The 26,313-nt window shown below is 42.4% G+C and carries 27 protein-coding genes; 17 read left to right on the top strand and 10 right to left on the bottom strand.

The features are described from left to right. The first annotated feature begins 3 nt into the window (after positions 1-3). The gene (locus tag BQ9856_RS12890) at positions 4-1,584 is read left to right on the top strand and encodes a permease (RefSeq protein ID WP_077611403.1); all 1,581 of its coding nucleotides are present in this window, start codon (positions 4-6) and stop codon (positions 1,582-1,584) included. Between the two features lie 2 nt (positions 1,585-1,586). Next, the gene (locus tag BQ9856_RS12885) at positions 1,587-2,390 is read left to right on the top strand and encodes a TIGR03943 family putative permease subunit (RefSeq protein ID WP_077611402.1); all 804 of its coding nucleotides are present in this window, start codon (positions 1,587-1,589) and stop codon (positions 2,388-2,390) included. 23 nt (positions 2,391-2,413) lie between these two features. Here BQ9856_RS12885 and BQ9856_RS12880 read toward each other — a convergent pair whose 3' ends face one another. Then, entirely contained in the window at positions 2,414-3,409 is a 996-nt protein-coding gene (locus BQ9856_RS12880; protein WP_077611401.1) for a LacI family DNA-binding transcriptional regulator, read from the bottom strand. 320 nt (positions 3,410-3,729) lie between these two features. On the opposite strand from BQ9856_RS12880, the gene BQ9856_RS12875 reads away from it, so the two are divergent. The 4 genes from BQ9856_RS12875 (at position 3,730) to BQ9856_RS12860 (ending at position 7,927) form a co-directional block, all read left to right on the top strand. Then, complete coding sequence (locus BQ9856_RS12875; RefSeq protein ID WP_077611400.1) at positions 3,730-4,704, top strand: dihydrodipicolinate synthase family protein; 975 nt, start codon at positions 3,730-3,732, stop codon at positions 4,702-4,704. Between the two features lie 144 nt (positions 4,705-4,848). Further along, positions 4,849-6,117 carry an Nramp family divalent metal transporter gene (locus BQ9856_RS12870; RefSeq protein ID WP_077611399.1) on the top strand — a complete coding sequence of 423 codons (1,269 nt, stop codon included), beginning with the start codon at positions 4,849-4,851 and terminating at the stop codon, positions 6,115-6,117. A gap of 150 nt (positions 6,118-6,267) precedes the next feature. Next, entirely contained in the window at positions 6,268-6,483 is a 216-nt protein-coding gene (locus tag BQ9856_RS12865; protein WP_077611398.1) for a hypothetical protein, read from the top strand. A gap of 370 nt (positions 6,484-6,853) precedes the next feature. Further along, positions 6,854-7,927: an NADH:flavin oxidoreductase gene (locus BQ9856_RS12860; protein WP_077611397.1), complete on the top strand. Its 1,074-nt coding sequence runs from the start codon at positions 6,854-6,856 to the stop codon at positions 7,925-7,927. Positions 7,928-8,141: 214 nt separating this feature from the next. Here the strand turns inward: BQ9856_RS12860 and BQ9856_RS12855 are convergent, their stop codons facing one another. From BQ9856_RS12855 to BQ9856_RS12840, 4 genes are all read right to left on the bottom strand, one after another. Then, positions 8,142-8,594, bottom strand: a complete 453-nt coding sequence (locus BQ9856_RS12855) for a MarR family winged helix-turn-helix transcriptional regulator (protein WP_159441990.1) — start codon at positions 8,592-8,594, stop codon at positions 8,142-8,144. Between the two features lie 85 nt (positions 8,595-8,679). Continuing rightward, a complete protein-coding gene (locus BQ9856_RS12850; RefSeq protein WP_077611395.1) occupies positions 8,680-9,600 on the bottom strand; it encodes a lipoate--protein ligase in 921 nt (306 codons plus the stop codon). Further along, the gene (lpdA, locus tag BQ9856_RS12845; protein WP_077611394.1) at positions 9,600-11,282 is read right to left on the bottom strand and encodes a dihydrolipoyl dehydrogenase; all 1,683 of its coding nucleotides are present in this window, start codon (positions 11,280-11,282) and stop codon (positions 9,600-9,602) included. Before lpdA ends, BQ9856_RS12850 begins: the two co-directional genes overlap by 1 nt. A 69-nt stretch (positions 11,283-11,351) precedes the next feature. Further along, complete coding sequence (locus BQ9856_RS12840; protein ID WP_077611393.1) at positions 11,352-11,792, bottom strand: OsmC family protein; 441 nt, start codon at positions 11,790-11,792, stop codon at positions 11,352-11,354. 267 nt (positions 11,793-12,059) lie between these two features. Here BQ9856_RS12840 and BQ9856_RS12835 point away from each other — a divergent pair, with 267 nt between their 5' ends. After that, the gene (locus BQ9856_RS12835; RefSeq protein WP_077611392.1) at positions 12,060-12,440 is read left to right on the top strand and encodes a winged helix-turn-helix transcriptional regulator; all 381 of its coding nucleotides are present in this window, start codon (positions 12,060-12,062) and stop codon (positions 12,438-12,440) included. A 28-nt stretch (positions 12,441-12,468) separates the two neighbouring features. Here the strand turns inward: BQ9856_RS12835 and BQ9856_RS12830 are convergent, their stop codons facing one another. The 3 genes from BQ9856_RS12830 to BQ9856_RS12820 are packed head-to-tail and all read right to left on the bottom strand — an operon-like array spanning position 12,469 to position 14,160. Further along, positions 12,469-13,041 (bottom strand): chromate transporter, encoded by a 573-nt coding sequence (locus BQ9856_RS12830; protein WP_077611391.1) that lies wholly within the window; start codon positions 13,039-13,041, stop codon positions 12,469-12,471. Beyond that, positions 13,038-13,604 carry a chromate transporter gene (locus tag BQ9856_RS12825; RefSeq protein WP_077611390.1) on the bottom strand — a complete coding sequence of 189 codons (567 nt, stop codon included), beginning with the start codon at positions 13,602-13,604 and terminating at the stop codon, positions 13,038-13,040. The genes BQ9856_RS12830 and BQ9856_RS12825 overlap by 4 nt, the downstream gene beginning before the upstream one ends. Positions 13,605-13,644: 40 nt before the next feature. Further along, positions 13,645-14,160: a hypothetical protein gene (locus BQ9856_RS12820; RefSeq protein WP_077611389.1), complete on the bottom strand. Its 516-nt coding sequence runs from the start codon at positions 14,158-14,160 to the stop codon at positions 13,645-13,647. Between the two features lie 240 nt (positions 14,161-14,400). Here BQ9856_RS12820 and BQ9856_RS12815 point away from each other — a divergent pair, with 240 nt between their 5' ends. After that, positions 14,401-15,315, top strand: a complete 915-nt coding sequence (locus tag BQ9856_RS12815; RefSeq protein ID WP_200801307.1) for a LysR family transcriptional regulator — start codon at positions 14,401-14,403, stop codon at positions 15,313-15,315. Between the two features lie 44 nt (positions 15,316-15,359). Further along, complete coding sequence (locus tag BQ9856_RS12810; protein ID WP_077611388.1) at positions 15,360-16,475, top strand: anaerobic sulfatase maturase; 1,116 nt, start codon at positions 15,360-15,362, stop codon at positions 16,473-16,475. A gap of 96 nt (positions 16,476-16,571) precedes the next feature. On the opposite strand, the gene BQ9856_RS12805 is transcribed toward BQ9856_RS12810, so the two are convergent. Continuing rightward, positions 16,572-17,609 carry a LacI family DNA-binding transcriptional regulator gene (locus BQ9856_RS12805; protein ID WP_077611387.1) on the bottom strand — a complete coding sequence of 346 codons (1,038 nt, stop codon included), beginning with the start codon at positions 17,607-17,609 and terminating at the stop codon, positions 16,572-16,574. A 372-nt stretch (positions 17,610-17,981) separates the two neighbouring features. Here BQ9856_RS12805 and BQ9856_RS12800 point away from each other — a divergent pair, with 372 nt between their 5' ends. The 6 genes from BQ9856_RS12800 to BQ9856_RS12775 are packed head-to-tail and all read left to right on the top strand — an operon-like array spanning position 17,982 to position 23,700. Beyond that, positions 17,982-19,103, top strand: a complete 1,122-nt coding sequence (locus BQ9856_RS12800) for an ABC transporter substrate-binding protein (protein ID WP_077611386.1) — start codon at positions 17,982-17,984, stop codon at positions 19,101-19,103. Between the two features lie 33 nt (positions 19,104-19,136). Then, positions 19,137-19,916 carry an ABC transporter permease gene (locus tag BQ9856_RS12795; RefSeq protein ID WP_328587249.1) on the top strand — a complete coding sequence of 260 codons (780 nt, stop codon included), beginning with the start codon at positions 19,137-19,139 and terminating at the stop codon, positions 19,914-19,916. Next, complete coding sequence (locus BQ9856_RS12790) at positions 19,913-20,704, top strand: ABC transporter permease (protein ID WP_077611384.1); 792 nt, start codon at positions 19,913-19,915, stop codon at positions 20,702-20,704. The genes BQ9856_RS12795 and BQ9856_RS12790 overlap by 4 nt, the downstream gene beginning before the upstream one ends. Further along, the gene (locus BQ9856_RS12785; RefSeq protein WP_077611383.1) at positions 20,701-21,456 is read left to right on the top strand and encodes an ABC transporter ATP-binding protein; all 756 of its coding nucleotides are present in this window, start codon (positions 20,701-20,703) and stop codon (positions 21,454-21,456) included. Before BQ9856_RS12790 ends, BQ9856_RS12785 begins: the two co-directional genes overlap by 4 nt. Before the next feature lie 13 nt (positions 21,457-21,469). Beyond that, a complete protein-coding gene (locus tag BQ9856_RS12780; protein ID WP_077611382.1) occupies positions 21,470-22,210 on the top strand; it encodes an ABC transporter ATP-binding protein in 741 nt (246 codons plus the stop codon). Between the two features lie 17 nt (positions 22,211-22,227). Then, positions 22,228-23,700 (top strand): sulfatase, encoded by a 1,473-nt coding sequence (locus BQ9856_RS12775; RefSeq protein ID WP_077611381.1) that lies wholly within the window; start codon positions 22,228-22,230, stop codon positions 23,698-23,700. Positions 23,701-23,762: 62 nt separating this feature from the next. On the opposite strand, the gene BQ9856_RS12770 is transcribed toward BQ9856_RS12775, so the two are convergent. Then, positions 23,763-24,476 (bottom strand): GntR family transcriptional regulator, encoded by a 714-nt coding sequence (locus BQ9856_RS12770; RefSeq protein ID WP_077611380.1) that lies wholly within the window; start codon positions 24,474-24,476, stop codon positions 23,763-23,765. 215 nt (positions 24,477-24,691) lie between these two features. Between BQ9856_RS12770 and BQ9856_RS12765 the strand changes: the two genes are divergently transcribed. After that, positions 24,692-25,492 (top strand): PTS mannose/fructose/sorbose/N-acetylgalactosamine transporter subunit IIC, encoded by an 801-nt coding sequence (locus tag BQ9856_RS12765; RefSeq protein WP_077611379.1) that lies wholly within the window; start codon positions 24,692-24,694, stop codon positions 25,490-25,492. Next, complete coding sequence (locus BQ9856_RS12760) at positions 25,485-26,297, top strand: PTS system mannose/fructose/sorbose family transporter subunit IID (protein ID WP_235839204.1); 813 nt, start codon at positions 25,485-25,487, stop codon at positions 26,295-26,297. Before BQ9856_RS12765 ends, BQ9856_RS12760 begins: the two co-directional genes overlap by 8 nt. Positions 26,298-26,313: the final 16 nt, after the last annotated feature.

Below are 26,313 nucleotides of genomic sequence, written 5' to 3'. Positions count from 1 at the left end.
CTTATGATAATACCTGTTTTTGTTGTTACTGGTTTCCTGGATGCCGGGAAAACCACATTGCTGAATCAGCTCCTTAACCGGCAGGACTGGTGCAGCATGAAAATGCTTGTCATACAGTTTGAGACGGGAGAAGAAGAATTTCAAAGCCTATATCAGAACTGCAGCAATATGGTGTTTCCGAAAAAAATGCTGGAAAACCAACGGAATGATATTGCTGTGCAAATTCAAAATGCAGTACAGGCGGAAGGGATCGGGGAAATATGGATCGAGTGGAATGGTGTTGTCCCATTTTCCGACTTACAATCATTGATTTTGGATTCTTCGCTCTGCAAAATATGCAAAATCCAAAATGTTATACATATTGTTGATGCTGAAAATATAGAAAACCTGCTGGGAAGAACAGGAGGAGCTCTTCTCCAGCAGATCGCAAACAGCGATATTGCAGTTGTACGCAATGTATGCTCCAGAAGTGCCTTAAGCCGTATCAGACATTTGTTAAAATGTTTAAATCCTGATATTGATATATTTCGGTTAACAGGGAAAAGCAGTTTATATCGTTTGTATAAGCCGATTTTCAGGGAAAAAGAGCATCCTGTTTATTTTTTCTTTGTGGTGACTTTTATGATCATTGCCCTTCATTATGCTGCCCGGCCGGTTTTGGAGAGCTATCAAATACCGGTTAATACGATTACCAATGTATTTCTGGGTATTATTTTGCAGGCTGTACCATTTTTACTGATCGGAATCCTGCTTTCGTCCGCAATTCAAGTCTTTATTCCAAAAAGCTGGATTGAACGCTGTTTTCCTAAATCCCTTGGAATGGGGATGCTTGTGGCTGTCACAGGAGGGTTCTTTCTTCCGGTTTGTGACTGTGTCTCCATTCCTGTGTTCAGAAGCCTGGTCAGAAAAGGGATTCCATTGCCTGTTGCAGTTACCTTTATGACCGTTTCTCCGGTCATTAATCCTGTGGTCATTTTATCGACTTATTCCGCTTTTCATGGTGATATGACAATTGTGGTCTGCCGGGTATGCCTCGGAATACTGGCTTCCATTCTGATCGGGCTTATTGTGGCTGTATGGCCGCCAAAAGGCCGGGTACTGTCAGGAGGAAAATTGGATATGGCAATGTGCAGCTGTGGCTGTTATGAAAATGCAGAATCTGTTTCCGGGCTTTCCGGGAGAATCAAGCTGTTTTTACGGCATTCACAGGCAGAATTTTTTAATGTGGGGAAATATTTGATGATAGGGACGTTTATTGCTTCTGTTTTTCAGGTCATGGGAACCGGCATATTTGCCTTAGCCCAGCGGGGAACCGGCCTGGCAGTGTCCATATCAGTTATGATGGCCATGGCGTTTATCCTTTCTTTATGCTCATCCTCTGATGCAGTAATCGGGCGCAGCTTTGCCAATCAGTTTCCAGCAGGAGCAGTTATGGGATTCCTGGTGTTTGGACCGATGATGGATATAAAAAATGTAATGATGCTGACATCAGGATTTTCAATCCGCTTTATCGGCAGGCTGCTGTTTACCACATTTACCGTATGTTTTGCCGTAATATTTTTGTTTTATTACCAGGGGGTGTGAAGATGCAGGCTCAGAGGTTTAATGCTCAGGCGTTTCTGGAAGTTTTATGCTTTGCCGCGTTCGGGGGACTTATACTATATTTGGCATTAAGCGGAAAGTACCGTTTGTATATTGCTCCCAGACTGAAACCATATCTGTACTTTACAGCTGTCATAATGGGGATATGGGCGCTGGCAGGCATTGGAAGGCTGTTTCATCCCCAGTACAGAATAAATGCGAACCACTGTTTTCTTCTGGTAATCCCCATTTTACTTCTTGTGCTTCCTCATGCCCCCTTGCAGGCGGCTGATTTCCAGCCGGGCAGCCCTGTATTGGATCCTTCAAGAGATACGGCTGATGAAAACCCTAAGAGGAATGACATGAATACAGACATACAGTCCGAACCATCAGAAACGGAGTTTTCTGATGGTTTGCCCGGTTTAGACAGAAAACAGCAGACGATCCATGTATCAGATGATCATTTTGGGATGTGGTTTTCAGAAATATATTTAAACATGGAAAAATATGAAGGGTATACAGTGACAATGACAGGTTTTGTTTTTAAGGATCCTGATCTTGTCAAGGAGAACGAATTTGTACCTGCCCGCCTGGCGATGACATGCTGTGCGGCAGATTTAGAACCGGTTGGCGTGACCTGCAGATATGATAAGGCATCTGAATTAGAAGCAGGCTCCTGGGTGACAGTGGAAGGAATTCTACTCATAAAGTATAAAGAATATGATGGCAAAAGGTATACCGATCCCCAGATTGAAGTAACAAAAGTTACACCGTCAGAAGAAGTAGAGGGATATGTCTACCCATATTAATTTGGGTTTGGACAATGCAGGAGTTAACTGCTTTCCCGTTCAACAAGTGAAGAGGTAAACACCAGGTGTTGCGGGGAAGACTTCTGCTCTGTGGGAGATTCAATATCACTGATTGTCATAAGTGCAGCTTTTACTCCCATTTCACGGGCGGGCATTTCCATTGAGGTCATTGTTGTCTCAAGCATGCTACCGATGATATGCCCGGTAAGGCTGATTAATCTTATTTGATCAGGAACCTTTATTCCGCATTCTTTTAGTGCACGCATGGCACCGATGCCCTGAGCATCAACTGCAGCCATAATGGCATCAAGCCCCGGATTCTGTTCCAGGAGATCAAGAGCGCATTGATAACCGTATTCCAAACTATTAACAGGTGATGAAGAGATGGCGCTTGTCTCCGAAAGTCCGAGCTCTTTAAGAGCGCGGCGGTAACCGTTGTATCGCTCCAGGTAGGGAGCCAGTTTCATGGTTCCATTAATAAGGCCGATTTCCCGACAGCCTTTTGATGCCAGATATTTCGTTGATTCGTAGCCGCAATTTTCATAATTCACAACTACACTATTTAATGCGGCATCCTGTTGACGCAGGATCTGGGTTATAGTTAAGCCGCTGGAACGGATATCCCGAAGCAGACGTCCATTGTGTCCGGTTCCGGCAATGATAATTCCATCTACAAAACCGTTCCGGAGGCGGGATAAACATTCTCTCTCAATTTTAGGATCATCTTCCGTATTACAGATTAGAGTGGCATATCCTAACCTTCGGGCTTCTTCTTCTATCCCTTGCATGATGTCTGCAAAGACGGTTATATGCAGGCGTGGGACAACTACACCAATGGTATGTCGTTTTCCCTGTCTCAGACTTTGGGCAATGATATTGGGTTGATAGCCTAATTCCTTAACGGCTGCAAAAATACGGGATTTTGTATCAGGATGTACATAAGATGTATTGTTTATTGCGCGGGATACGGTACTTACATCCACACTGGCCAAACGCGCAACATCTTTTAATGTTGCCATATTTCACACTCCTTTTATTTTTCTATATACAAACGTTAGCATATAAAAATTATATTAGAATTTTAAACAATGTTCAAGACCATATTGAGTAAAAGCGACTAATTATTAAGACTATTTAACTATATTTTTATTAAAGTATGCAAAAAATTGCATGTCATATGCAAAAAATTGCAGGCTGAAGGTAAAATATTGACTCCATAATTCAATCATGATATAAAGGAATTACAAAATATACAAACGTTTGTATAAAATAAAGTTAAAGCATATGCGCAATGCTTATGACAGATCAAACAAATGATTGGAGCAAGGAGAAAAATATTATGGCAAAATTTAAGAATTTTAAAACGATCTTCCCAGCAGTTTCTGTTCCGTTAAAAGATGATTATACGATTGATGAAAAAGAATTCCGCGCATACCTTCGCTGGATTAAAAGTTTTTACGGAAAAGGCATTGAAGGCTTGGTATGCAATGGACATACCGGAGAGATAACAGGTCTTTCCCGTGCAGAACGTAAACGTGTCGTTGAAATCTGCAGCGAGGAATGCGGCGATATCATGACAATTATTTCCGGTGTCAATTGTGAAAATACAGCAGAGTCCATCGAAATGGCGAAAGAAGCAAAAGAGGCAGGTGCAGATGGAATCCTGCTGATGCCTCCTCATATGTGGCTGCGCTTTGGAATGCATGAGGCTGCGCCGTTCCAGTACATAAAAGATGTAGCCGAAGGTGCTGATATTGATATTATAATCCATTTGTATCCTGCAACAAGCAAGGCAAATTATCCGGTAGAGTCTTTGATTAAAATGTGCAAGGAAATCGATCATGTAAAATGTATCAAAATGGGAACCCGCGTTACTTCGATCTACGAGCATGATGTACGTCTGCTTCGCCAGGAATGTCCCGATATTTCCCTTATCACCTGCCATGATGAGACATTGTGCGTAAGCTGGTTCCCTGGAATGGATGGTGCCTTAATCGGTTTTGCAGGCTGTGTTCCGGAGTTGATTTGCCCGGCATGGGATGTGTTTAAGAATCCAGATAAGCACACTCTGAAAGAAGCGCAGGAGTGGTCAGATCGTATTTACCATATTTCTCAGGCTATTTATGGCGGTGGACAACCGTCCGGCGAGGCTCATGCCCGTCTGAAAGAAGCGCTGGTACAGCGTGGAGTATTTACTTCCGGATTGATGCGTAAACCGGTATTGCCTTTGGATCAGGAAGAAAAGGACTGGATTGCGCTGGGGCTTAAACGCAGCGGCCTTCCGGACGTTGATATGAGCAAATATCAGGATTAATTTTGATATTTAAAGGTCCACCGGCTTTCTGTTATCCCGAAAGTTGGTGGGCTTTTGAAAAATGTACGATTGGGACGAAGAAGTGTACAATCTAATCTTATGAGAAGGAGGGGGTATGGTTTTTTTTAACCATACAAACAGAATATGAATGATGAAAATATTTCCGGAGCCGGGACGGAAGTCTTTGATGATGCAAAGGTTAAAAAACTTTCATTTCTGGAACTGATCAAAAAAATCGGACCGGGAATCATATTAACTGGTATTGTTATTGGGCCGGGGGCCATTACAACAGCGTCGATGATTGGTGCCCAATATGGCTACAGCCTTCTGTGGCTTTATATCCTCATCGCTTTTATGGGAACGACTTATGTATTGGTTACATACAGATTATCCATGCTGACAGGAATGCCGACCATTCACGCCATCAGACATTATTATGGAAAGGGTGCCGCGGCTTTTACTGGTTTTGCATTGTTTTTAACCTGTTGTTTCTTTACGATTGGTAATATTTCCGGAACTGGTGCAGGTATGCAGCTGATTTTCGGCATAGACTGGAAAATCGGTGCCATGATTATGATTGCGGTACTTGTATATTGCTATTTCTCTAAGGGTGTATATACAAAGATTGAAAAAGGCGTTGGTTTGTGTGTGCTTGGAATGATTATAGCTTTTTATATTACATTAGTTGGTACAGGCGGACCGGACTTAGGGGCTATGGCAAAAGGTTTTACCACATGGAAATTTCCGCATGGGAGCCTTGCTACAGCGCTGGGCTTTCTGAGTACTCATGCAGCACTTACTACGGGAATTTACGGCACATATCTTGGAAGTGAAAAGAAGTGGAAAAAAGAAGACTTATTTAATGGAACGCTAATGGCTGATTCCATAGCCCATGTAATTGGTGTTTTATTAATCAGTGGAGCAGTTATGCTTGTAGCAGCAATTGTATTAAATCCTACGCATACAGTGGTGAAGTCACCGGCCCAGCTTGCAGAAATGCTGGTGCCTGTTATGGGAAGTATTGCCAGGCCAATCATGGGAGTTGCGCTTTTGGGCGCAGGATTTTCCTCTCTGCTTGGTAATACACAAAGAGGAGTGGTATTATTGAATGCCGGATTTGATAAGCCGACTTCTCTGGAAGACAAAAGTATCAGAATTGGTGCGTTCCTTATTCTTGCAGTATCTGCGGTCATCTGTTTCTTATTTGGAGGTTCTCCGGTACAGTTGATTTTTATTGCAAATCTGGCAACCGCTATTGCTACACCTGTATCCGGGGCGTTTATTGTATTGATGATATGGCGGAAAGATACCACTGCAGGATATAAGCCTCCGACTGCTTTGAGAATCTGTATGACAATTTGCTATATAGCATGTTTGTTCTTAACGTTATCTTCTTTAAAGAAACTATTCTAAACAAATATTAATTATTTGAGGGAGTTCATTTCGGAGTGTTTGGGCTTTACGGGAATATCTTGGGGATTTAAATTTGCCGGTCATTTCATGATTTTTTCTGCATAGTTTCGATGGAAATACAAAAACTATTGACAGATAGGAGGTATCATTATGGCAAAAGCAGGTATGAGAAGACCAAGTCCCTATGATTCAAACAATCATGGATCAGAGAATCATGAAAAAATGCATCGTCCAAAAAATGAGCAGGCTCGGGTACCGGAAATCCAGGGCGCTGCGAAAAATGGGAATGCGAAAGCTGGTCCGGTCAATGCCCCAAACTGGACTAGAGATGATTACAAAACAGGAAATAAACGTGACGGTGTTTAAGAAGAGGATGTTGAAAATAAACCATACCCTGATAGTAAGAAAAAGCAGTTGTGCTTTTAGCTATCAGGGTATTTTTTTGTATATTACATTCAGGATACAGATGATGATTAAAAGAAAATAAAGGGCCTGCATGTGAGACCTGTTGCTGATTTCTGGTTTTCTCATGGCATAATCAGCATAGAAATATCATGAGGAGGGTAGAAAACGGGTAGCATCTTACTTGCGTCTAATGGTTTGGAATGTTATAGTTACAAGGAGGTTGGACCCAATAAATTAGGAATGAGGTAATGATGGGCAGAGAGAGAGCTTCCAGTCAAACAGGCCATAAAATGTCTACATATTAAAAAAATAGATGAAAGGAGCGTTTCAAATGAAGACATTATTTGATCAAATAAAATTATCAGGAATGAAGATGAAAAACAGATTTGTGCGTTCGGCAACCTATGACGGGAGATCGGATTCGTTAGGGCATGTGACTGAAAATCTGATTCATCTTTATGAAAATCTGGCAAAAGGTGGAGTCGGCACCATTATAACCGGACTGACAAATGTAACCGATATAGAAAAAATCGTTCCGGGCCAAATGGCAATCTACAATGATTCTTTTATTGAGGAGTACCGGAAATTTACGGATACAGTTCATAAGTATGATGCAAATATTATAGTTCAGCTCGTTTGTAACGGTGTCCAGAACAGAAGCAAGAATGATGGGGTATTATGGGGGCCAAGTGCAGTTGAGGATTTAGCAATGAAAACGGTACCCAAAGAAATGACAAAAGAGGATATACAGGCAATGAAAGACGCTTTTTCTAATGGGGCCTTAAGAGCAAAAAAAGCCGGTTTTGATGGCGTACAGCTTCACGTTGCCCATGGATATTTACTGAGCAGATTCCTGACCCCATATTATAACAGAAGAACAGACGGATACGGCGGCAGTATTGAAAACAGAGTGAGAGTAATTTTGGAGATCGCGCACAGGATCAGAGAGCTCGTTGGCCAGGATTATCCGGTTCTGGCAAAAATAAACTGTGATGACTTCATGGATCAGGGATTGACTTTTGAAGAATGTAAATATGTGTGCAAAATGTTGGAAAAAGCAGGCTTAAGTGCTGTTGAAATTAGCGGTGGCACCATGTCCTCCAGGGCCAATGAAGGAACGATCAGAAAGGTTTCTTCAGAAACAGAATCGTATTTCGCCCAGTATGCCGCTGAAATTGCAGAAGAGATCAACATACCGGTTATATCTGTCGGCGGACACAGGGATATAAACAAGTTGACAGATATTGTTAATCAAACAAATATTGAATATATTTCATTGTGCAGGCCTTTTATACGGGAACCGGAACTGATTAACCGTTGGGCCGGTGGTGACAGAACGCCGGCTAAATGTATTTCGTGCAGCAAGTGCTTTGGTGTTGAAGTAAAATGTATCTTTAATAAGTAAAATTGGAAGCTTTTGTAAGAATAGCTATAGCTGCCTATTGCGCCTTTGCCTAATATAGACAAAATTATTAGGGCCTGGATTATGTTTGTGAAAATGAATAAACCATGCATAAATAAGAAACTAATTATTTTATACATGGTTTATTCATTATTTTTGTATATTTGCCAAATACCTTTTTTATGGAGCGAATCCGTCAGAGTACATAAAGCAGACCTCATTTAGAATTAATCGGAATAGATGTGTTGGATTCTATATTCTTAAGCATCTTACTAAGTGTTGACTTAAAATTATCGAGCTCTTCCTGAGAAAGACCGTCTAGCGTATCGGACATAAATTTTTCAGCGACCTTTAACATTTCTGTTTCAATTTTTTGTCCATTTTCAGTAAGAATTAAAGACTTGATCCTTTTGTCATTTTCATTATTAATTCGGTTAACCCACCCAAGTACCTCCATTTTATCGAGCATTCGAACAACACTTGGTTCCTTCAAAGACATTTTATCAGCCAGCTGCTTTTGCGTAATCATGCTATTATTTTTGATATAATATAATGCAATCCACTGGGTTCTTGTTATATTGTAATAATTCAGCCTTTTCTCTAAGCAATCGGCGAGATCTTTTGCGCTTTTACAGGTAATAAAAGCGATGCAGTCATCTAAATTAAACATAATAATCACCATATCATTTTATTTTAGTCTATATTAACATAAAACCTTCAAATATACTATGTTTTTTTTAGATAGCAATGAAACATTATGATTGTTTCAGATGATTGGAAATATACAGATTCAGACATTCCCATACTGCTTCTTCGCGAAAGCATTTCCCATTCAGTTCATCTTCACAGATCTTGAAATCATAAAGCTGCAGGCTGTCGGTATTTATTTTTATACGTTCCATTAAGCCGTTAACCGCTGCGATATGCACCGATACATTTCCAAATGAATATTTACGTTCCAGTACGATATCAAAATCTGGAGACTGCGCATACAGCCAATCGTGTGACGAGAGAAGCTGCTCTAAAGGTGCTTCAAAATTGGTTTTATTGATAAATTCTATATTTTTGCAATGGAAGGTCTCTATGAAAGCCTCAATTACTTTTTCAACAGTTATTTCGTTATTAATTTCTGATAAATTTATAACTCTGCTTTTAACGGATCCGATTCCTTTGGAATTTAGCTTTAGCATGGAAGGGGTAAGGGCTTTTCCTAATTGCTCAAAATCCACATGAACTAAAATTGTGCCATGATACATATAATTATCGCCATCTGTATAATAAGCATGTCCGGAAAATTTCTGGTTTTTAAATAATAAATCATTTCTGCCGCTGAATTCACAGTCAATACCAAGTCTCAACATTGCAGATCGTATGAGTTCGATAAATTGTACCTGGCTTGCCGATCTTTCTTTGGTAATAAAGGTAAAATTAACGTTACCTTTATCATGATATACGGCTCCGCCGCCGGAAAACCTGCGTACTGCCTGAATGTTGTGTTCCTTAAGATATGAAAGATTACATTCTGCGTATAGGTTTTGATTCCTTCCGACGATAACGGAAGCATCATTCTGCCATAAAAATATATGGATATCTTCATCGGAGGCTAAAAACAGCTGATGCTCTGCGGCAATATTAAAATATGGATTAAATTCTTCAGATCGTATTATTTTCTTCATCACTGATGCAAGGCTCCGATTCCAAAATCCATTGCTGCTTCATGAATTACTTCACCGGTAGTCGGGTGTGAAAATATAGTCTCTGTTATCTGTTTTTCCGTAAATTCATTTGCGATTGCTAAGGTTAACGAACTTATTAATGAGGAAGCATCGGGACCTATCATGGATCCGCCAATAATTTTTCCTGTTTCATTATCCTTTATCAGTTTCATAAATCCTCGTGTTTCGCCCATTGTCAGAGCCTTTCCATTTCCTGCAAATGAAAACTTGCTAACTGTAATATTCATACCTGCTGCGTTGGCTTCATCTTCCCCCGTACCGACACTTGCAATTTCGGGTGAGGTAAATATTACGTTCGGGACTGCCGAATAGTCCATTGCCTTATTTTTCCCCAATATATTATCCACTGCAACGATACCCTGATGGGAGGCCACGTGAGCCAGCTGAATAATATTTGTTACATCACCGATTGCATAGATATGACTGATATTCGTACGCATGGAGGCATCCACTTGAATACCTTTTCCTTTGCTATTTAATAAAACGCCGCTCTTATCTAAGGATAATCCGTCCAGATTGGGCTCTCTGCCGATAGCGACTAAAACCTTTTCGCTGACCAGCAAATGTTCGCCATGCTTATCTTCATAGGTAATGACTGCCTTACCGTCTATGGAGCTCTGGATTTTCATGACTTTTGAACCGGTATGCACCTTAATTTTCTCTTCTTCGGCAATATCCTGTATTTCCTTGGCGATATCATGGTCAACCATTGTTAGCAGCCGGTCCATGAATTCAATAACATGTACCTCTACGCCGAAATTTTTATAAATAAATGCAAATTCCATACCAATTACTCCACCGCCGATAATTGCAATGGATTTTGGCAGCTCGGTATTGGACAGTGCTGTAGTGCTGTTTAATATAAAAGGCAGTTCCATGCCGGGGATAGCTATTTTTGAAATTTTGGAACCTGTTGCTATCATAATATTTTTTGCCTTTATAATATAGTTTTCATTTCCATTGACTGAAATGGTGTACTCATCAATAAAAGATGCGTGACCGGAGATAACATTAATTTCATTCTTTTTCATGAGGAAATCAACACCGGAAACGAGTCTGTTCTTTACCTTGTCCTTACGGTCTATGACCTGTTTCATATTGACCGAAATATTACCGGCTGTCTCGACGCCAAAAAGAGAAGCATTTTTTACGTTGTGGCAGATTTCAGCGGACTTGACAAGTGCTTTCGTAGGAATACAGCCAACATTCAGACAGGTGCCGCCTAATTCCGATTCTTCAACAAGGGTTACCTTTAAGCCGTTCTTAGCTGCATAAATGGCTGCCACGTATCCGCCTGGACCTGCGCCGATTATCAGCAGATCTGTAGAAACCTCCTTTTGGTTCTTCTGTGTAATATTTTCAATATTGGCTTCAGCCGGTTCTTCGGAAACCAGATTCTCAACGATATCAAACATTTCCGCATTGGATGCAATTTCTGCACCTTCTTCACATAATACTCTGGAAACCGTACCTCCGGATACCGCCTTGACCGGACGGTTTCCTTTTGCTGTCTCTACCTGTGCAAGAATATCACCGGCAGCTACCTTATCACCGGCTTTAACATTCATTTTACCCACTTTACCCATTTTTCCGCCTGGGATCGCTGACATTTTAATAATCACGCTGCGTCCTCCTTTCTTCCAGAAAAAGAGCCAATTTTATAAAAGAGGCTCTTTTGCTGTACGTATTGATTAATCAATTGCAACACCCGATAATACTAATTTTACACCGTTAGCGATACAATCACCTACAGGACATGTTTTCTCTATAAATTTCGCATAATTTTCAATCTTCTCTTTGGGCTCATTTGTTTTAAAATGCATTACAAACCGTATCTCCTGGAAGCCGTTTCTTACATCAGCCAGTCCCATAAATCCATCCGGATCCAGATCTCCTTCAAGTTCAACATGGAATTCTTCAAATGTAATGTCATGAGCAGCCGCAAATGCACTTGCTACGATGGACTGGCATGCGCCCAGAGCACATAAAAGAGCTTCAACAGGGTTCATAGCAGTATCAGTACCGCCCAAATCTTCCGGTTCATCAAATAGAATTTTAAAACCTCTTGAATTTGCTTCGACCTGTAAGCCATCAGGTAATTTTTTAGCAGTAGCTTTGAATGTAGTCAACATAATGATATCTCCTTAATTTATTTTGTTAACAATATAACACATTCCCCATAGAAAATCAATAGTTAGCTAAGTATCTATTTTCCTTTTTTGTTTGGTTATAATATAACCCAATATTGATTATTTACCCTGATCAGGCAGCGAAGCGGATAGAGAATATCCGCTTTGACAAGTTTTATGCTTCTCACCACCGTAAACTCATAAATTTAATAGTTACTTGATAAAATAAAGTATTTTTCTTATAATGTTTTTTTAAAGGAGGCTGAAATAATGTATAAACCCAAATTAGAAAAAGATATACGGTGCCCGCTGGAATATGGATTGAGCATATTTGGAGGAAAATGGAAATCACGCATTATTTGTGTGTTAGCAGAAAAGGAATGTTTGCGTTACAGTGAATTAAGAAAGGAGATGACAGATATTACAGATGCCGTTTTGGCTGTAACTTTAAAAGAATTAATTGCAGATGGGATTATAATAAGAAAGTCATATGATGAAGTTCCTCCAAAAGTAGAATATAGTCTGTCAAATAAAGGGAAATCTGTCATTCCGATTCTCCAAAATATTTGCAGATGGTCTGGGGCATATCATAAAGAGGATAATGAGAGCATCCTTGCCCAATGCCAGAAGTGTGATTATAAATCAAAGTAAAAGCAGGTTTCTTTGCCTTGCAGAACAACTATAGAGTAACCGTGATAAACTGGTATATCACTTCAGCCACTCCGCAAAGCACCATGGCTGCGATGGGGTCCAGTTTCCATTTCCTCAGGCAGAACATAGCAGCAATGAAATAGAGAAAAGGCCGTAATTGAAAATTACCATCCTGAAAGGTTATCCGGCTGTTTAAGAAAATGGCCGGTACTAAAATGGTAAGACCGGCGGTAAAAATCATTGCAACAACTGCCGGGCGTAAGGATTCCAGAATTCCCTGTAATATGCTTAAATTACGGTATTTGGTATAGATCCATGCCAGAGCAGTTACAAATATGCAGGAAGGCAGGATACAGCCAATGGTTGCAGCCAGTGCCCCTGGGATTCCGGCAATCTGATTTCCCACAAAGGTTGCAGAGTTGATTGCAATAGGTCCCGGTGTCATTTGGGAAATGGTGACCAGGTCTGTGAAATCAGAAACCGTAAGCCAGCCATACTGGTCGATTACCTGTGCCTGTATTAAAGGCATAGCGGCATATCCACCGCCAAAGCTGAATGCTCCAATCTGTAAAAAAGCCCAAAAAAGTTTCAGATAAATCATGATAGTGTTTTCCTCCCGTGTTCCCTTTTGATCGTCCTTATTGCTCCGATTATGGCAACTGATAAAATAATATAAATGACATTTACGTGAAAGAAGTAGTTGGCAATAAAAGCAATAGCCATAATACTAAACAATATAAAATCTTTTGTCTTTACAATACTGCTGCCCATATCGTAAACCACAGAGACAATCACTGCACCTACCCCTGCCTTCATACCGGATAACATGGATTGTATGATAAAATTGCTTTTAAAAGCCTGATAAAAAAAGGAGACCAAGGTTAAAATAATGAAGGGCGGTATGATCGCTCCGAAAACGGCACACATAACTCCCCAAAAGCCGGCCAGCTTATAGCCAACCACAATAGCGCCGTTGACAGCGATGGCACCTGGAGATGATTGCGCAATCGCAACTAGATCAAGCATTTCCTCTTCGTTGATCCAATGAAGTTCATCGACAAATTTATTCTTTAAGAGTGTTACGATCACATATCCGCCGCCAAATGTAAAAGTGCTTAAATATAATGTTGAAATAAATAATTTCTTTAATATTTTGATTTTCATTTTATTCCTCTAAAGTGTGGTTGATTGAATATTAACGGAGTTAAATAAAGACACATTCGTTTTCTTTTTCCAGATAACGGCAGAAAAAGAATACACCTAAGAGAATGACCGGTTCAAACTCGTTTTCCTTTTCAATAGTTACAGTCCAGCCGCCGCTGATTCCATTCTGGATAATTTCAACGGCAATTGTGGAATCGTGTCTGGTTAATCGGTAATTCTGGCTGTTTAACATATGAAGCTCATATGGAATTCCTTTTATATCTACTGAGGCACAGTTGACGTGTAAAACCTGGGTGACTGACCAGTCGTGGATATCAGGGTCAAATTTTGGCTTTGCGGCTGCAATGCAGTTCTTGGATTTATCGTACAATACATATTCGCTGTCATTTAAATTCCCTGCTGTATTATGAAGCCTGATATCTGTATAAAATTCTTTATTTTCTGCTTCAAGGCATTTTTTAGTAGTGAAGGCCGGATCTTTTACAGTGACGATACGGGTCATGGATTGTTCGTCTTTTATACGATACAGGCTTCCGGATTTGATATAATATTTCATTGTGTACCTCCTTCGTTTTAATGCTGTTAATAAGGATTCTATCCGCAGATTTCTTGTGTGATTGATATTCCAGCATTATTTATTAAAGATAGACGGTACTCCACATCTTGTGTTATACTGGCCATGTGAGAATGCCTTTTCCTTTTGCTCTTATACTATACCACTTGATTATAAATAATAAAAATTGTATAATTTTATATTAATTATATGATTTTTCATATAATACTCTGGAGGGAAATTATGACAATAAAGCATATCAGAATTTTTTTGATGGTATGTGAATGCGGAAACAGTATTTCAAAGGCAGCCAAAAGGCTGTACATGACACAACCTTCTGTTTCGATTGCCATTCAGGAAATAGAGCGCCATTATGGTATTATGCTCTTTGACCGTATTGCAAGGCGTTTATATCTGACTGATGCCGGAAATGAATTTCTTGAGTATGCGTTGCGTATTTCCGCGTTATTTGATGATATGGAAAAAGGGCTGCGGAATTGGGATTCTTTTGGCGTATTGCGTGTCGGAGCCAGCATAACCATCGGATCCCAGTTTATGCCTAGTTATGTTGAAGCGTTTACAGCCATGCACCCCAATACAAAAACCCAGGTTCTGATTGAGTCTTCGAATAAATTGGAACAGAAGCTGGTCACAAATGAATTGGATATTGCGCTGGTAGAAACCCCTATTCATGAAACCTGTCTGACGGCAGAAGCATATATGGAAGATTACCTTGAAATAATCACACCGGCCAGGCACCCATTTAAACCAGGACAGGTCATGACAAAAGATGAATTTCAACGGCAGAATTTTCTTTTAAGAGAACATGGCAGCGGTACGCGTGAAATTTTTGAACAAGTGATGCAGAATGAGGGAATCTCAGTGAACCCGACATGGGAAGGGACAAGCACTACTGCACTGGTGAATGCGGTAATGCATGGTATTGGTATAGCAGCCGTTCCCCGTCGTATGGTTTCAGGACCGCTGGAGCGGGGACTGGTATATGCACTGAAGGTAGAAGATCTTCAGTTTAAGCGGCAGTTTTACATTGTTTATCATAAAGATAAGCGTTTGACGAAGCTGATACAGGATTTTATCCATATCTGCAAATTTTATGAACTGGATTATTCGCTGCCAAAATATTCCGGGTTGATTTAAAGAGTACGATGTGGTAGAAATTAAGAATAGACAGGAGAATGACTATGCCGATGTTAAACCTTTTAATAAAACCCGCATCCGGCAATTGCAACATGCGGTGCAAATATTGCTTTTATGCGGATGAATTAAATAATCGTACCGTCCAGTCCTATGGAAGAATGTCGGCGGATACTTTGCATGCCATTGTTGACAAGTCTATGGAATATGCAGACGGGGAGTGTACCTTCGCTTTTCAGGGCGGGGAGCCGACGCTGACTGGATTGGAGTTTTATAAAGATCTGGTTCGTTACGTGTCTGCCCATCCGAATCCGAAAAAAGTTAAAATCCATTATGCCATTCAGACCAATGGCTATGTCATCAATGAGGAATGGGCCGCTTTTTTTGCGGAGAATCATTTTTTGGTAGGTGTTTCTTTAGACGGTACGAAAGAAATTCATGACAAATACCGGGTCGACGCCGCCGGAAAAGGAACCTACAAACGCATTATGGAGGCGATCCGTTTGCTGGAGAAGCATAAGGCAGAATATAATATCCTGACTGTGGTAACTGCAGCTACCGTCAGAAACGGTCAGAAGATCTACAATTTTTTTAAGAAGAACCATATCGGATATCAGCAATATATTGAATGTCTGGATCCCATCGGCGAGATACCTGGAGGTCATGAGTATTCCCTGACGCCGGAAAGATATGAAACCTTTTTAAAAAGTGTTTTTGATGCCTGGTATCTGGATATGAAAGATGGGAACTACGTGTATAACCGTTATTTTGAAAACCTGATGCTGATCATTGCCGGACGTATTCCGGAAAGCTGCAGCATGCGGGGAACCTGCGGAAGGCAGTGGGTAATTGAAGCCGACGGAAGTACATATCCCTGCGATTTTTATGCGCTGGATGAATGGCTGTTAGGAAATGTGAATACGGACAGTTTTGAGGATATGGAACAAAAGAGGGATGAACTGGGATTCGTGAAATGGTCGGAGCAGGTGCATGAAGAGTGCAAGACGTGTAAGTGGTTTGGCTTATGCCGCAATGGCTGCCGCAGATACCGGGAACCAATATCCGCTGACAATGCAGGAAAGAATTATTTCTGCAGTGCATATTATCATTTTTTTGAATATGCGTATCCAAGGCTGGTAGAAATCTGCCGGAGATTCGCTTGATTTGATTCCAGATGCAGAAACGTGCTTTATAGAAACTGCAGCAATCGAAAGGATAAAAGATCCTTTTGATTGCTGCAGCTTTTTTAATAGACAAAATTAAATTTCGGACAAGTTTTCTTTTAAAATTATTCTGGTCTGAATATATTGATTTTTGGTGACCGGAATTTTTTCATACGTCAGGTATTCAAACAAGGTTTTTATTGCTGTATAACCCTGAAGCTGCGGCTGCTGGACGATGGTTGCCGTAATATTGCGGTTCCGGATCTCTTTGCCTATTTCTTCGGAATAGTCATAGCAGATGATGCGGGAGTTCTGAAAATATCCCATCTCCTGAATCGCTTGTAAATTGCCATAGCTGTATGCGCCGGGGCAGACAATCAGGTTGGTTTCCGGAAAATCCTCCAATGCCTTCCGGGTTAACTGGTAATCCCGGATATCGTTGCCGGTCATTTCGATCACATCCTGCAGGATTATCTGAGGATACTCCTGCTCCAGCGTTTTTTTCAGTCCATTCATGCGGAGAATGTGTCCCAGCATCTGAAAACTGGGAGAAAACAGCAGCAGTTTACCGTGGACAGGGCAGGACAGGGATAAAAGTCCGGCTGTAATAGCTCCGCTCAGGGAGTAGTTACATCCGACGAAACTTAAATATTCTGTATCATCAAGGATATTGGTCAGGAATACCACAGGAAAATGCTGCCTGTGCAGTTCATTGATCCGCTCCTTGATGGCCGGATGATTGATGGGGACGATGGCAATGGCATTAGCCCCTTCCTCAATTGCCCGGTTAATCAGTTTTAACTGCTCCCGGGCATTAAAATCCGGACATTCTTTCAACTCTATGCGAATGCCGAAATCAAAAATTTCTTCTTTGCAGTTCTTGATTCCCCTCATAATATCATTAAAAAAAGCATTATGGCTTTGTATATGGAGAATCACGGTGATCTTTAAATTGCGCCTGCGGATCGAGAGACTCTTGGCCACGGTATTGGGACGGTAATCCAGTTTTTTTGCGATCATCTTGATTCTCTGTGCAACCTTCGGGTCTACGCGGCCACGGTCATGGAGTGCACGGTCGACCGTACCGACGGATACCCCAGCTAATTCTGCGATTTGTTTCAGTGTAACTCCCATTAACAGCCTCCGTGCATGAATTTATCCTTTTGGATAATTCTATCTTAGCAAAGAGCAGGGCTGGTGTCAAGAAAGGAAATGACAAGAAATAACAATAATGCGTTTTCGATAACACAAGGAAAATTATAAATCGTACTCCGAAACGACTGTTAAAAATCTATCAAAAACAAGTGCGTCATGAAGCTTTATATCAATAATATTGTGAAAAACGACCATGAAATGCAAAGAAAAAGCGCAAAATGCACAAAAGTGAAATAGAAAAAAATATAATTATTGACAAATGAGAACAAGTGCTCTATATTGAGATTAGCGTTAACGATAACGCAAAGGATGAATGTGGTGTAAAAGTTAATGAGAAAAGGAGAGGTAATCATGAAAAAAAGGATTTTATGGAAGACTGGCAAATCAATAACAACTCTGACTTTAGCAGCTGCGCTGGCGGTTTCACTGGCCGGATGCAGCGGTTTAAGAACGGCCAAAGAGGCCACACAGGCAGCAGGCGCCGATAAGAAAACGGCAGCACAGCAGGGAGCCAAATCCGAAGTACTGCGCGTTGGTATCCTTCCTCTTTCCGTAGGGGTTCCGGTACAGTATGCTGCAGATCAGGGGTGGTTCGAAGAAGAGGGACTAAATGTAAGTCTGGAATATTTTGCAACCGGTGCTCCGGTAAACGAAGCGATAGCGGCAGAGGAACTGGATATTGCATGTTCCGGTTTCGCCTCCATCTACTCTCTGGCGAATGCAGGATGTGTGTGGCTGGCAGATGTGAATACGACAGGCGGCATGGGACTTTATGCACGCTCGGACAGTGATGTGGTTGCGGCAGGAAAGAATCTGTCAGACAGTCCGGAGATTTACGGCAGTGCGGAGACATTGAAAGGGAAGAAGGTGCTTGAGCCGCTGGGAACGGCCGTACAGTATATGACCGAGTGCTATGCAGCGAAATTTGGATTGACTCCATCGGATGTGGAACAGGTTAATATGGAGTATGCATCTGCGTTTCAGGCTTTCCAGACCGGAGAAGGCGACATTGCAGCCATGAATCCGCCATACAGTTATCAGATGGAGGATCTGGGATATAAGGAAATCTGCTCCTTTGAGGATGCTACCGGCGTAAATATGTGCGATGGCAGCTTTGCAAGGGGAGAAGTGGTGAAGGATCGACCGGAAGATGTTGCCAAATTTGTAAAGTGCCTGGTTCGTGCCATGGATGAATTACAGGATGAGAATACCCGATATGAGTATACAAAGAAATTCTACACCGATAATGGCCAGGATTTCACCGAAGAAAATTTAAAGAAAGAGATCGAAGACAGGGCATACGTTGGTACGGATTATATGAGCCAGGAGGGATATAAACTGGGAGAAGCATGGGTTGCGATTACGGATTTTCTGGTATCCGCGGAGAAAATCACAGCCGACAGTGCGCCGAACGTAGAAAAATCCATCAATCCTGCATTTGTATCGGAAGCTACAGGTCTAAAAATACAGTAATCAGATGTAAGAGATCCGAAAGGTGGAGAAATCGTGAAAAGAAAAAATAATTATTGGTGGCTAAAGGTTCTGTCCATTGTAATCTTTGTCGGAGTCTGGTGGTTATGCTGTGATGTTCTGAAAATAACAAAGAGTTCTACACTTCCTGGACCGGTAACAATTGGGGCTACATTTATTAAGAAACTGACCTCGACAGCACCGGATGGCGCCACGCTTCCAGAGCATATTTTTTCTTCGCTGAAAATTGCGATGGGCGGCTGGGCCATGGGGGTAATCATCGGTACCCCACTGGGGATTTTAATGGCCTGGTATAAGAAAATTGATTTATTTGTGCGTCCGGTATTTGACCTGATCCGTCCGGTTCCGGGACTTGCCTGGATTCCGCTGATGATCCTGTTATTCGGGATCGGAATCACCTCCAAGATTGTAACGGTATTTTTGTCGGCATTCGTACCGTGTGTGCTGAACAGTTATACAGGGGTCAGACAGACGAAGGATGTACATCTCTGGGTAGGCCAGACGTTCGGTGCATCGAATTTCCAGATGCTGCTGCATATTGCGGTCCCGACGGCCCAGCCGTTGGTAATGACCGGAATCCGTGTTGCACTGGGAGCATCCTGGACCTGTATCGTTGCTGCGGAAATGCTGGCTTCCACAAAAGGTCTTGGATATATGATCCAGCAGGCACGCGGAATCTACCGTCCGGACATTATTATCTGCGGTATGATTGCGATCGGGACGATCGGAGCAGTATTTTCCTGGATTCTGACCGTAATTGAGAAAAAGGTGGTGAAAGGAGCGGGAAGAGAATGAACAAACGTTTTCAGGATGCGAAGCGGTATGAAAAGACGATTTGCGCGGTCATAGCCATTTTTATATTTCTCTGCCTGTGGCAGTTTGTGGTTTCTTTCACAAAGGCAGGAGTTGTTATGGCCGGTCCGGTAACGGTGCTTGGCAGATTTTTTGCCAGTCTCCTGGAACCTATCGGTACTCATACCATAGAAGTGCACATTTTATGGAGTCTTACCAGGGTTATGGTCGGATTCGTACTGGGTTCCCTGGCCGGGATTGTGGCCGGAATCGTGATGGGGTGGTATAAGCCCATGGAGGCATTGATCCGGCCGTTATATGAACTGATCCGCCCCATCCCGCCGATTGCCTGGATTCCACTGTCTATCGTGTGGTTCGGTCTGGGAGAACCATCCAAGTATTTTTTGATTTTCCTTGCGGCATTTTCCAATATTACGATGAATGCTTATGCAGGTGTCCGATCGGTAGACCGCACTCTCATGGGAGCTGCCAGGATGTTGGGAGCCAATGACCGTCAGGTATTCAGTACGGTAGTGCTGCCATCCTGCATTCCCCATATATTTGCAGGACTGCAGATCGCAATCGGCTCTGCCTGGGCAACCGTGGTTGCGGCAGAGATGGTGCGTTCCTCCGAAGGGGTCGGCTGGGTGATCATCAAGGGGCAGGATTCCAACAGTACGGTTCAGATTATGGTAGGAATTGTTGCGGTAGGAATTGTCGGTTATATATTGGCAGTTGCCATGCGGGCGATTGAAGCAAAACTATGCAGTTGGAGTGTGAGAGGAAAATGAGGAAAGAGATTATTGTTTGCAATCAGGTATCAAAGACATTTCACACGGCCAGAGGCAATGTGAAGGTAATCAATGATTTGAATCTTACGGTGAAAGAAAACGAACTGCTGGTCCTGTTCGGTCCGGGACAATGCGGAAAATCCACATTGATCAACTGTATGTCAGGGCTGGAAACCGTTAGTACCGGTTCGGTGGCAGTGAATGGGAAGCTTGTGGAGAAGCCCGGACCGGACCGGGGAGTAATTTATCAAAGAACTGCACTGTTCCCCTGGCTGACTGTTATGGGGAATGTGGAATACGGACCGAAAGTACGCGGCATGGCAAAGAAGGAGCGCCAGGAACTTTCCAGATACTATATCAAACTTGTGGGGCTGGAGGGCTTTGAAAATTCCTATCCGAATCAGTTGTCAGGCGGGATGCAGCAGAGGGTCGGCATTGCCCGGGCATACTGCAATGAACCGGACGTGCTGTTTATGGATGAGCCGTTTGGCCACCTGGATGCCCAGACCCGTTATCTGATGCAGGAAGATTTAATCCGTATCTGGGAAAAGGAAAAGCGGACGGTTGTATTTGTAACGAATAACATTGAAGAAGCAATCTACTTAGCGGACCGGATTGTGGTGCTGACTAACTGCCCGACAACCGTGAAAAAAGAGTATACGATTGCCCTTCCCCGTCCACGCGATTATGTGGATCCTGAATTCTTAAATTTGCGGGAAGAAATCAGCTCAGTAGTGGATAAAACTTTGTAAGGGGGGTGGAAATATGGAAGAAGTGAAAGTAAAAGTTGACCATATGACGAAGAAATTCGGTGATTTGCTGGTCCTGGACGATATTTCTTTTGAAGTGAAAAAAGGAGAGTTTCTGTGCATTGTCGGGCCTACCGGATGCGGAAAGACCACCTTTTTAAACTGCATTACCAAATTGTATGAACCAACCGGGGGTGAAATTCTGATTAACGGGGAACCGGTAAATTTAAAAAAACATAATGTAGCATACATTTTTCAGGAATATTCCACCATGTCCTGGCTTACGGTGGAGGAAAATGTTGCGTTTGGATTAAAAATGAAGAAACTGCCAAAAGACGTGATTGACCGGGAAGTGGCGGAAGTTCTGGATATGGTAGGCCTGACACAGTTTAAAGATTACTATCCGGCAGAGCTTTCCACGTCCATGCTGCAGAGAGTTGTTATTGCCCGCGCGTTCGCTGTAAAACCGGAGCTGCTGCTGATGGATGAGCCGTATGGACAGCTGGATGTGGAACTGCGGTTTAAACTGGAGGATGAGCTTCTGAACCTTTGGAAAAAGACCGGGACTACAGTTATATTCATCACGCACAACATCGAAGAAGCAGTTTATCTGAGTGAAAATATTCTGGTATTGACCAATAAGCCTACGGCCATCAAACAGAAACTGGCCAATACACTGCCCCGTCCGAGAAAAGTGGTTGCTCCGGAATTCATCGAGGTACGGAACCAAGTGACTGAATTGATTAAATGGTGGTAGGCAGGAAGGAATGTAAAATGAGAGCAATCATGTTAATGTTTGACACCCTCAACCGCAGGATGCTGGAGCCATATGGCTGTGACTGGACGAAGACTCCGAATTTTAAGCGGCTGGCGGAAAAGACCGTTAGGTTTGATAACTGCTATGCGGGCAGTCTGCCCTGTATGCCGGCCAGAAGGGAGCTGCACACCGGCCGTTATAATTTTCTGCACCGGGGCTGGGGGCCGCTGGAGCCGTTTGACGATTCGATGCCGGAAATGCTGCGGGAGCATGGGATTTATACCCATATGATCAGCGACCATCAGCATTACTGGGAAGACGGCGGAGCTACTTACCACAACCGGTACAATTCCTGGGAGATCGTCCGGGGGCAGGAAGGCGACTGCTGGAAAGGCCGGGTGAAAGACCCTGCAGTTCCGGAGCATCTGGGCCGGATGTGGAGGCAGGATCTGGTGAACCGGGCTTATATGGAATGTGAGGAAAAACAGCCTCTGGCTGAAGTATTCCGGCTGGGATTGGAATTCCTGGAGAAAAACAGAGAGGAAGATAACTGGTTTTTGCACTGGGAATGTTTTGATCCCCATGAGCCGTTTTATACAACGGAGAAATATAAAAAGCTGTATCCCCACGAATATGACGGTCCGCAGTTTGACTGGCCGGAATACCGGGAGGTACAGGAGACAAGGGAACAGGTGGAACATTGCCGGTATGAGTATGCGGCTCTGTTGTCTATGTGCGATGAGTATTTGGGAAAATTCCTGGATTTTATGGATGAAAACGATATGTGGAAAGATACCATGGTGGTAGTAAATACCGACCACGGATTCCTGCTGGGAGAGCACGACCTATGGGCTAAAAGCGTGCATCCATGGTATAATGAGACAGTTCATATCCCCATGTTTCTCTGGGATCCCCGTTATGGAGTCCGGAACGAGCGGAGAAAATCGCTGGTACAGGGCATAGATGTGCCGGTAACACTGCTGGATTTCTTTGGAATCGGACCGGCAAAGGACATGCAGGGGTATAATCTGGAGCCGGTCGTCCTGAGGGATGAGCCGGTTCGGGAATATGTGCTGTTTGGCATGCATGGAGCCCAGGTAAATATTACGGACGGCCATTATGTTTATATGCGGAGTCCGGTACCGGATAACAAGCCGCTTTACAATTATACTCAGATGCCGACTCATATGCGCTGCCGGTTTTCTGCTGAAGAGATGAAGACTATGAAATGGCATCCGGGATTTCCTTTTACAAAGGGCACTCCGGTGATGCAGATTGATTCGGTGGAAGACGGTTCGGGTGATACATCGGTGAAACAGACGCTGGGAACCGTACTGTATGATCTGCAGCAGGATCCGGAGCAGCTGGCGCCAATTCACAATTCAGAAGTGGAGCAGAGGATGGTTCTGCATATGATCCGGCTGATGGAAGAGAATGATGCGCCTCAGGAGCAGTATGTGCGGCTGGGGCTTAAGGAAATGAATTTTTGAAGGTAAATTGGAGAGGGGCAGCCGTTTCATACGGCTGCCCTTCATTTTATCATAAGCAGCGGTTATTGTTTGATATAATGCAATTGGAATTTTGGAGAATTATGAATCTGTTCCGTATAATCCAATATATTTCCGTTTCTCAAATGGGTTATGTTGGCAACTTTGATTATTGGAGTATCTTCTGAAATGCGGAAAAGCTTAGCGGTTTCGGAAGAAGGATGAATGGCGGTAATAATATGTTCGTTGTAAGATATCTTTTCACCGCGTACTTTTTCAAAATATTGATATTTGGATCCCTGAAGGATTTGGATAGACATTTCAGGATTCTGCGTAACGGACATATAGGAGGTCTCCAGTAAAAATAAATCTTCGTTCGCGTACCGTTCCCGTTTGAAATAATATATGGGGTCCCCCTCTTTCAAGTTCAAAATGCGGGCAATGTTGATGGGGGCTGACAGAACCTGAAATGCAGTAACAATCGTACGTGGAGTTAACCCCATATTTATAATTTCCTCAGTAAACCCCATTAATTGCGGGAATTTTTCTTTTGTTACCTGTTCCTGAACAAAAGTTCCGACTCCGGAAACCCGGCGGAGCAATCCAAGGTTAACAAGCTTATCCATTGCTTTTCGGATCGTTACCCGGGATACATTATATTTTTCTGCAAATTCCATTTCTGTTGGAATTAAATCCCCTTTTTTATAGTATCCCAGACGAATTTGATTTAATAACTCGTTTTCTATTTGTTTGTATTGGGGAGTTTTTTTCGGGGCCATACATACACCTTTCCTTTATATCCATATAAATGTATTATTTGTATTATACAACAAATTCTAATATAACACAAGAAATGAAATAATAAAAATAGTACAAATTAAAAAAGAAAGCAGTAAAATATTTGTAGAAAAGTAGCAAAGGTATTGACAAATGATTTTAAATGTATTATCATACTGACAAGAAAATGTACTTAATAATACAAGGAGGTAGCAGTATGGAGTTATGGCAGGCACTATTGATTGGGTTGTTCGCTTACCTGGGGCGTAATCAGGTACCGTGGCTTTTTGGCACAACGGGTGGCTGGTATGGGATTGGCCGTCCGTTGGCAGCGGGTATGATTGTTGGTTTTATTATGGGGGATGTTACAACCGGCATTTTGTGCGGAATAGCAGTACAGGCAATTTTTATCGGACAGATCACTCCTGGCGGCGCTGTTCCTTCGGACTTAAATTTGGCGGCATATATTGGGATACCGCTGGCAATGGCCGCAGGCGGCGGTCCGGAAACTGCAATTGCATTGGCAATTCCGCTGGGGAGTTTAGGTGTGGCATTGCATAACTTTACCATGACAGTTCAGTCATACTTTTCACACCGCGCGGATAAGTATGCAGCAGAAGGAAATGCTGATAAAATTTGCCTCATGAACATAATGGGAACGCTGCCGTCCTTCCTGGAACGGTTTTTCCTGGTAGCAGTTATCTGTTATTTTGGAGCGCCGTTTGCAGAAAAATTATTGGCAGCTCTGCCGGAATTTGTTCTTCATTTTCTGCAGATTGGCGGAAAGATGCTGCCTGCATTGGGATTTGCGCTTTTGCTGAAACAGATTATTTCAGAGCGTTGGATGATTATGCTGTTTTTACTGGGATGGGTTTTGATGGTTAATACAGGAATGACCACAACATCACTTGTTTTGATTGCTGTTGCAATTGCATTGCTGTTTATAATGAGAAAGGGAAACACAATTGCGGTCGCCGGTGCAGATTCCATAGCTGAGGGGGATGAATACGATGAGTAAACTGACAAAAAAAGATGTATCACATGCTGCATGGATCTGGCTCTTCTTTCATCAGAGCTCTCATAATTATGAGCGTATGATGGGCTGCGGTTTTTGTCATAGTCTGGCAAAAGCTTTGAAAAAAATGTATGGAGACGACAGAGAAGGATTGTCAGATGCATTGACCAGAAATATGACATTTTTTAATACGGAACCGCAATTGGGATCGGTTATTCCGGGTGTAACACTTGCATTAGAAGAAGCCAAGGTTGAAAATGGCAATGTAGACGCTGAGATGATTGTAAATACCAAAAGTGCACTTATGGGTCCTTTTGCGGGTATTGGTGATTCAATTCTGTGCGGGACATATAATCCTATTCTCTTAAGTATTGGTATTGGCCTTGCGGCTGATGGTTCACCGGTAGGTCCATTGTTCTTTCTGCTGACCTGGTGTTTGACGGTCATCCCTTTAAAATATTTTATGTTTGTAAAGGGGTATCATCTGGGACTGGATATTGTAAAAGTATTCTTAAATCAGGAAGTAAAAGAAAAAATAATGACAGCACTCAATATTGTTGGCCTGATCGTTATTGGCGGTGTTGCTTCTACGACGGTAGCTGCACCTGTAAAATTTGCTTTTACATCCGGAGATATGGTAGTTGCATTGCAGACAAGCGTTCTGGACAAGATTATGCCGGGATTATTGCCAATGCTGCTGACGGTTCTGTGCTGGTATGTAGCAGATAAAAAGAAATGGTCAGCTAATAAGATTATTCTTCTGATTCTTGGAATTGCATTTGTTATGGTGCTTCTTGGAGTTATGTAATTGAGGAATGGATTAT

The sequence above is a fragment of the Clostridium sp. Marseille-P2415 genome, assembly GCF_900155545.1.
Taxonomy (GTDB): Bacteria; Bacillota; Clostridia; order Lachnospirales; family Lachnospiraceae; genus Lacrimispora.
This window is presented reverse-complemented; position numbering and strand designations above follow the sequence as displayed.

What these genes read in the sequence shown, in the direction of transcription:
- BQ9856_RS12890 (WP_077611403.1), top strand. Translation starts at nt 4, where the DNA reads ATGATAATACCTGTTTTTGTTGTTACTGGTTTCCTGGATGCCGGGAAA.
- BQ9856_RS12885 (WP_077611402.1), top strand. Translation starts at nt 1,587, where the DNA reads ATGCAGGCTCAGAGGTTTAATGCTCAGGCGTTTCTGGAAGTTTTATGC.
- BQ9856_RS12880 (WP_077611401.1), bottom strand. Translation starts at nt 3,409, where the DNA reads ATGGCAACATTAAAAGATGTTGCGCGTTTGGCCAGTGTGGATGTAAGT.
- BQ9856_RS12875 (WP_077611400.1), top strand. Translation starts at nt 3,730, where the DNA reads ATGGCAAAATTTAAGAATTTTAAAACGATCTTCCCAGCAGTTTCTGTT.
- BQ9856_RS12870 (WP_077611399.1), top strand. Translation starts at nt 4,849, where the DNA reads ATGAATGATGAAAATATTTCCGGAGCCGGGACGGAAGTCTTTGATGAT.
- BQ9856_RS12865 (WP_077611398.1), top strand. Translation starts at nt 6,268, where the DNA reads ATGGCAAAAGCAGGTATGAGAAGACCAAGTCCCTATGATTCAAACAAT.
- BQ9856_RS12860 (WP_077611397.1), top strand. Translation starts at nt 6,854, where the DNA reads ATGAAGACATTATTTGATCAAATAAAATTATCAGGAATGAAGATGAAA.
- BQ9856_RS12855 (WP_159441990.1), bottom strand. Translation starts at nt 8,594, where the DNA reads ATGTTTAATTTAGATGACTGCATCGCTTTTATTACCTGTAAAAGCGCA.
- BQ9856_RS12850 (WP_077611395.1), bottom strand. Translation starts at nt 9,600, where the DNA reads ATGAAGAAAATAATACGATCTGAAGAATTTAATCCATATTTTAATATT.
- BQ9856_RS12840 (WP_077611393.1), bottom strand. Translation starts at nt 11,792, where the DNA reads ATGTTGACTACATTCAAAGCTACTGCTAAAAAATTACCTGATGGCTTA.
- BQ9856_RS12835 (WP_077611392.1), top strand. Translation starts at nt 12,060, where the DNA reads ATGTATAAACCCAAATTAGAAAAAGATATACGGTGCCCGCTGGAATAT.
- BQ9856_RS12830 (WP_077611391.1), bottom strand. Translation starts at nt 13,041, where the DNA reads ATGATTTATCTGAAACTTTTTTGGGCTTTTTTACAGATTGGAGCATTC.
- BQ9856_RS12825 (WP_077611390.1), bottom strand. Translation starts at nt 13,604, where the DNA reads ATGAAAATCAAAATATTAAAGAAATTATTTATTTCAACATTATATTTA.
- BQ9856_RS12820 (WP_077611389.1), bottom strand. Translation starts at nt 14,160, where the DNA reads ATGAAATATTATATCAAATCCGGAAGCCTGTATCGTATAAAAGACGAA.
- BQ9856_RS12815 (WP_200801307.1), top strand. Translation starts at nt 14,401, where the DNA reads ATGACAATAAAGCATATCAGAATTTTTTTGATGGTATGTGAATGCGGA.
- BQ9856_RS12810 (WP_077611388.1), top strand. Translation starts at nt 15,360, where the DNA reads ATGCCGATGTTAAACCTTTTAATAAAACCCGCATCCGGCAATTGCAAC.
- BQ9856_RS12805 (WP_077611387.1), bottom strand. Translation starts at nt 17,609, where the DNA reads ATGGGAGTTACACTGAAACAAATCGCAGAATTAGCTGGGGTATCCGTC.
- BQ9856_RS12800 (WP_077611386.1), top strand. Translation starts at nt 17,982, where the DNA reads ATGAAAAAAAGGATTTTATGGAAGACTGGCAAATCAATAACAACTCTG.
- BQ9856_RS12790 (WP_077611384.1), top strand. Translation starts at nt 19,913, where the DNA reads ATGAACAAACGTTTTCAGGATGCGAAGCGGTATGAAAAGACGATTTGC.
- BQ9856_RS12785 (WP_077611383.1), top strand. Translation starts at nt 20,701, where the DNA reads ATGAGGAAAGAGATTATTGTTTGCAATCAGGTATCAAAGACATTTCAC.
- BQ9856_RS12780 (WP_077611382.1), top strand. Translation starts at nt 21,470, where the DNA reads ATGGAAGAAGTGAAAGTAAAAGTTGACCATATGACGAAGAAATTCGGT.
- BQ9856_RS12775 (WP_077611381.1), top strand. Translation starts at nt 22,228, where the DNA reads ATGAGAGCAATCATGTTAATGTTTGACACCCTCAACCGCAGGATGCTG.
- BQ9856_RS12770 (WP_077611380.1), bottom strand. Translation starts at nt 24,476, where the DNA reads ATGGCCCCGAAAAAAACTCCCCAATACAAACAAATAGAAAACGAGTTA.
- BQ9856_RS12765 (WP_077611379.1), top strand. Translation starts at nt 24,692, where the DNA reads ATGGAGTTATGGCAGGCACTATTGATTGGGTTGTTCGCTTACCTGGGG.
- BQ9856_RS12760 (WP_235839204.1), top strand. Translation starts at nt 25,485, where the DNA reads ATGAGTAAACTGACAAAAAAAGATGTATCACATGCTGCATGGATCTGG.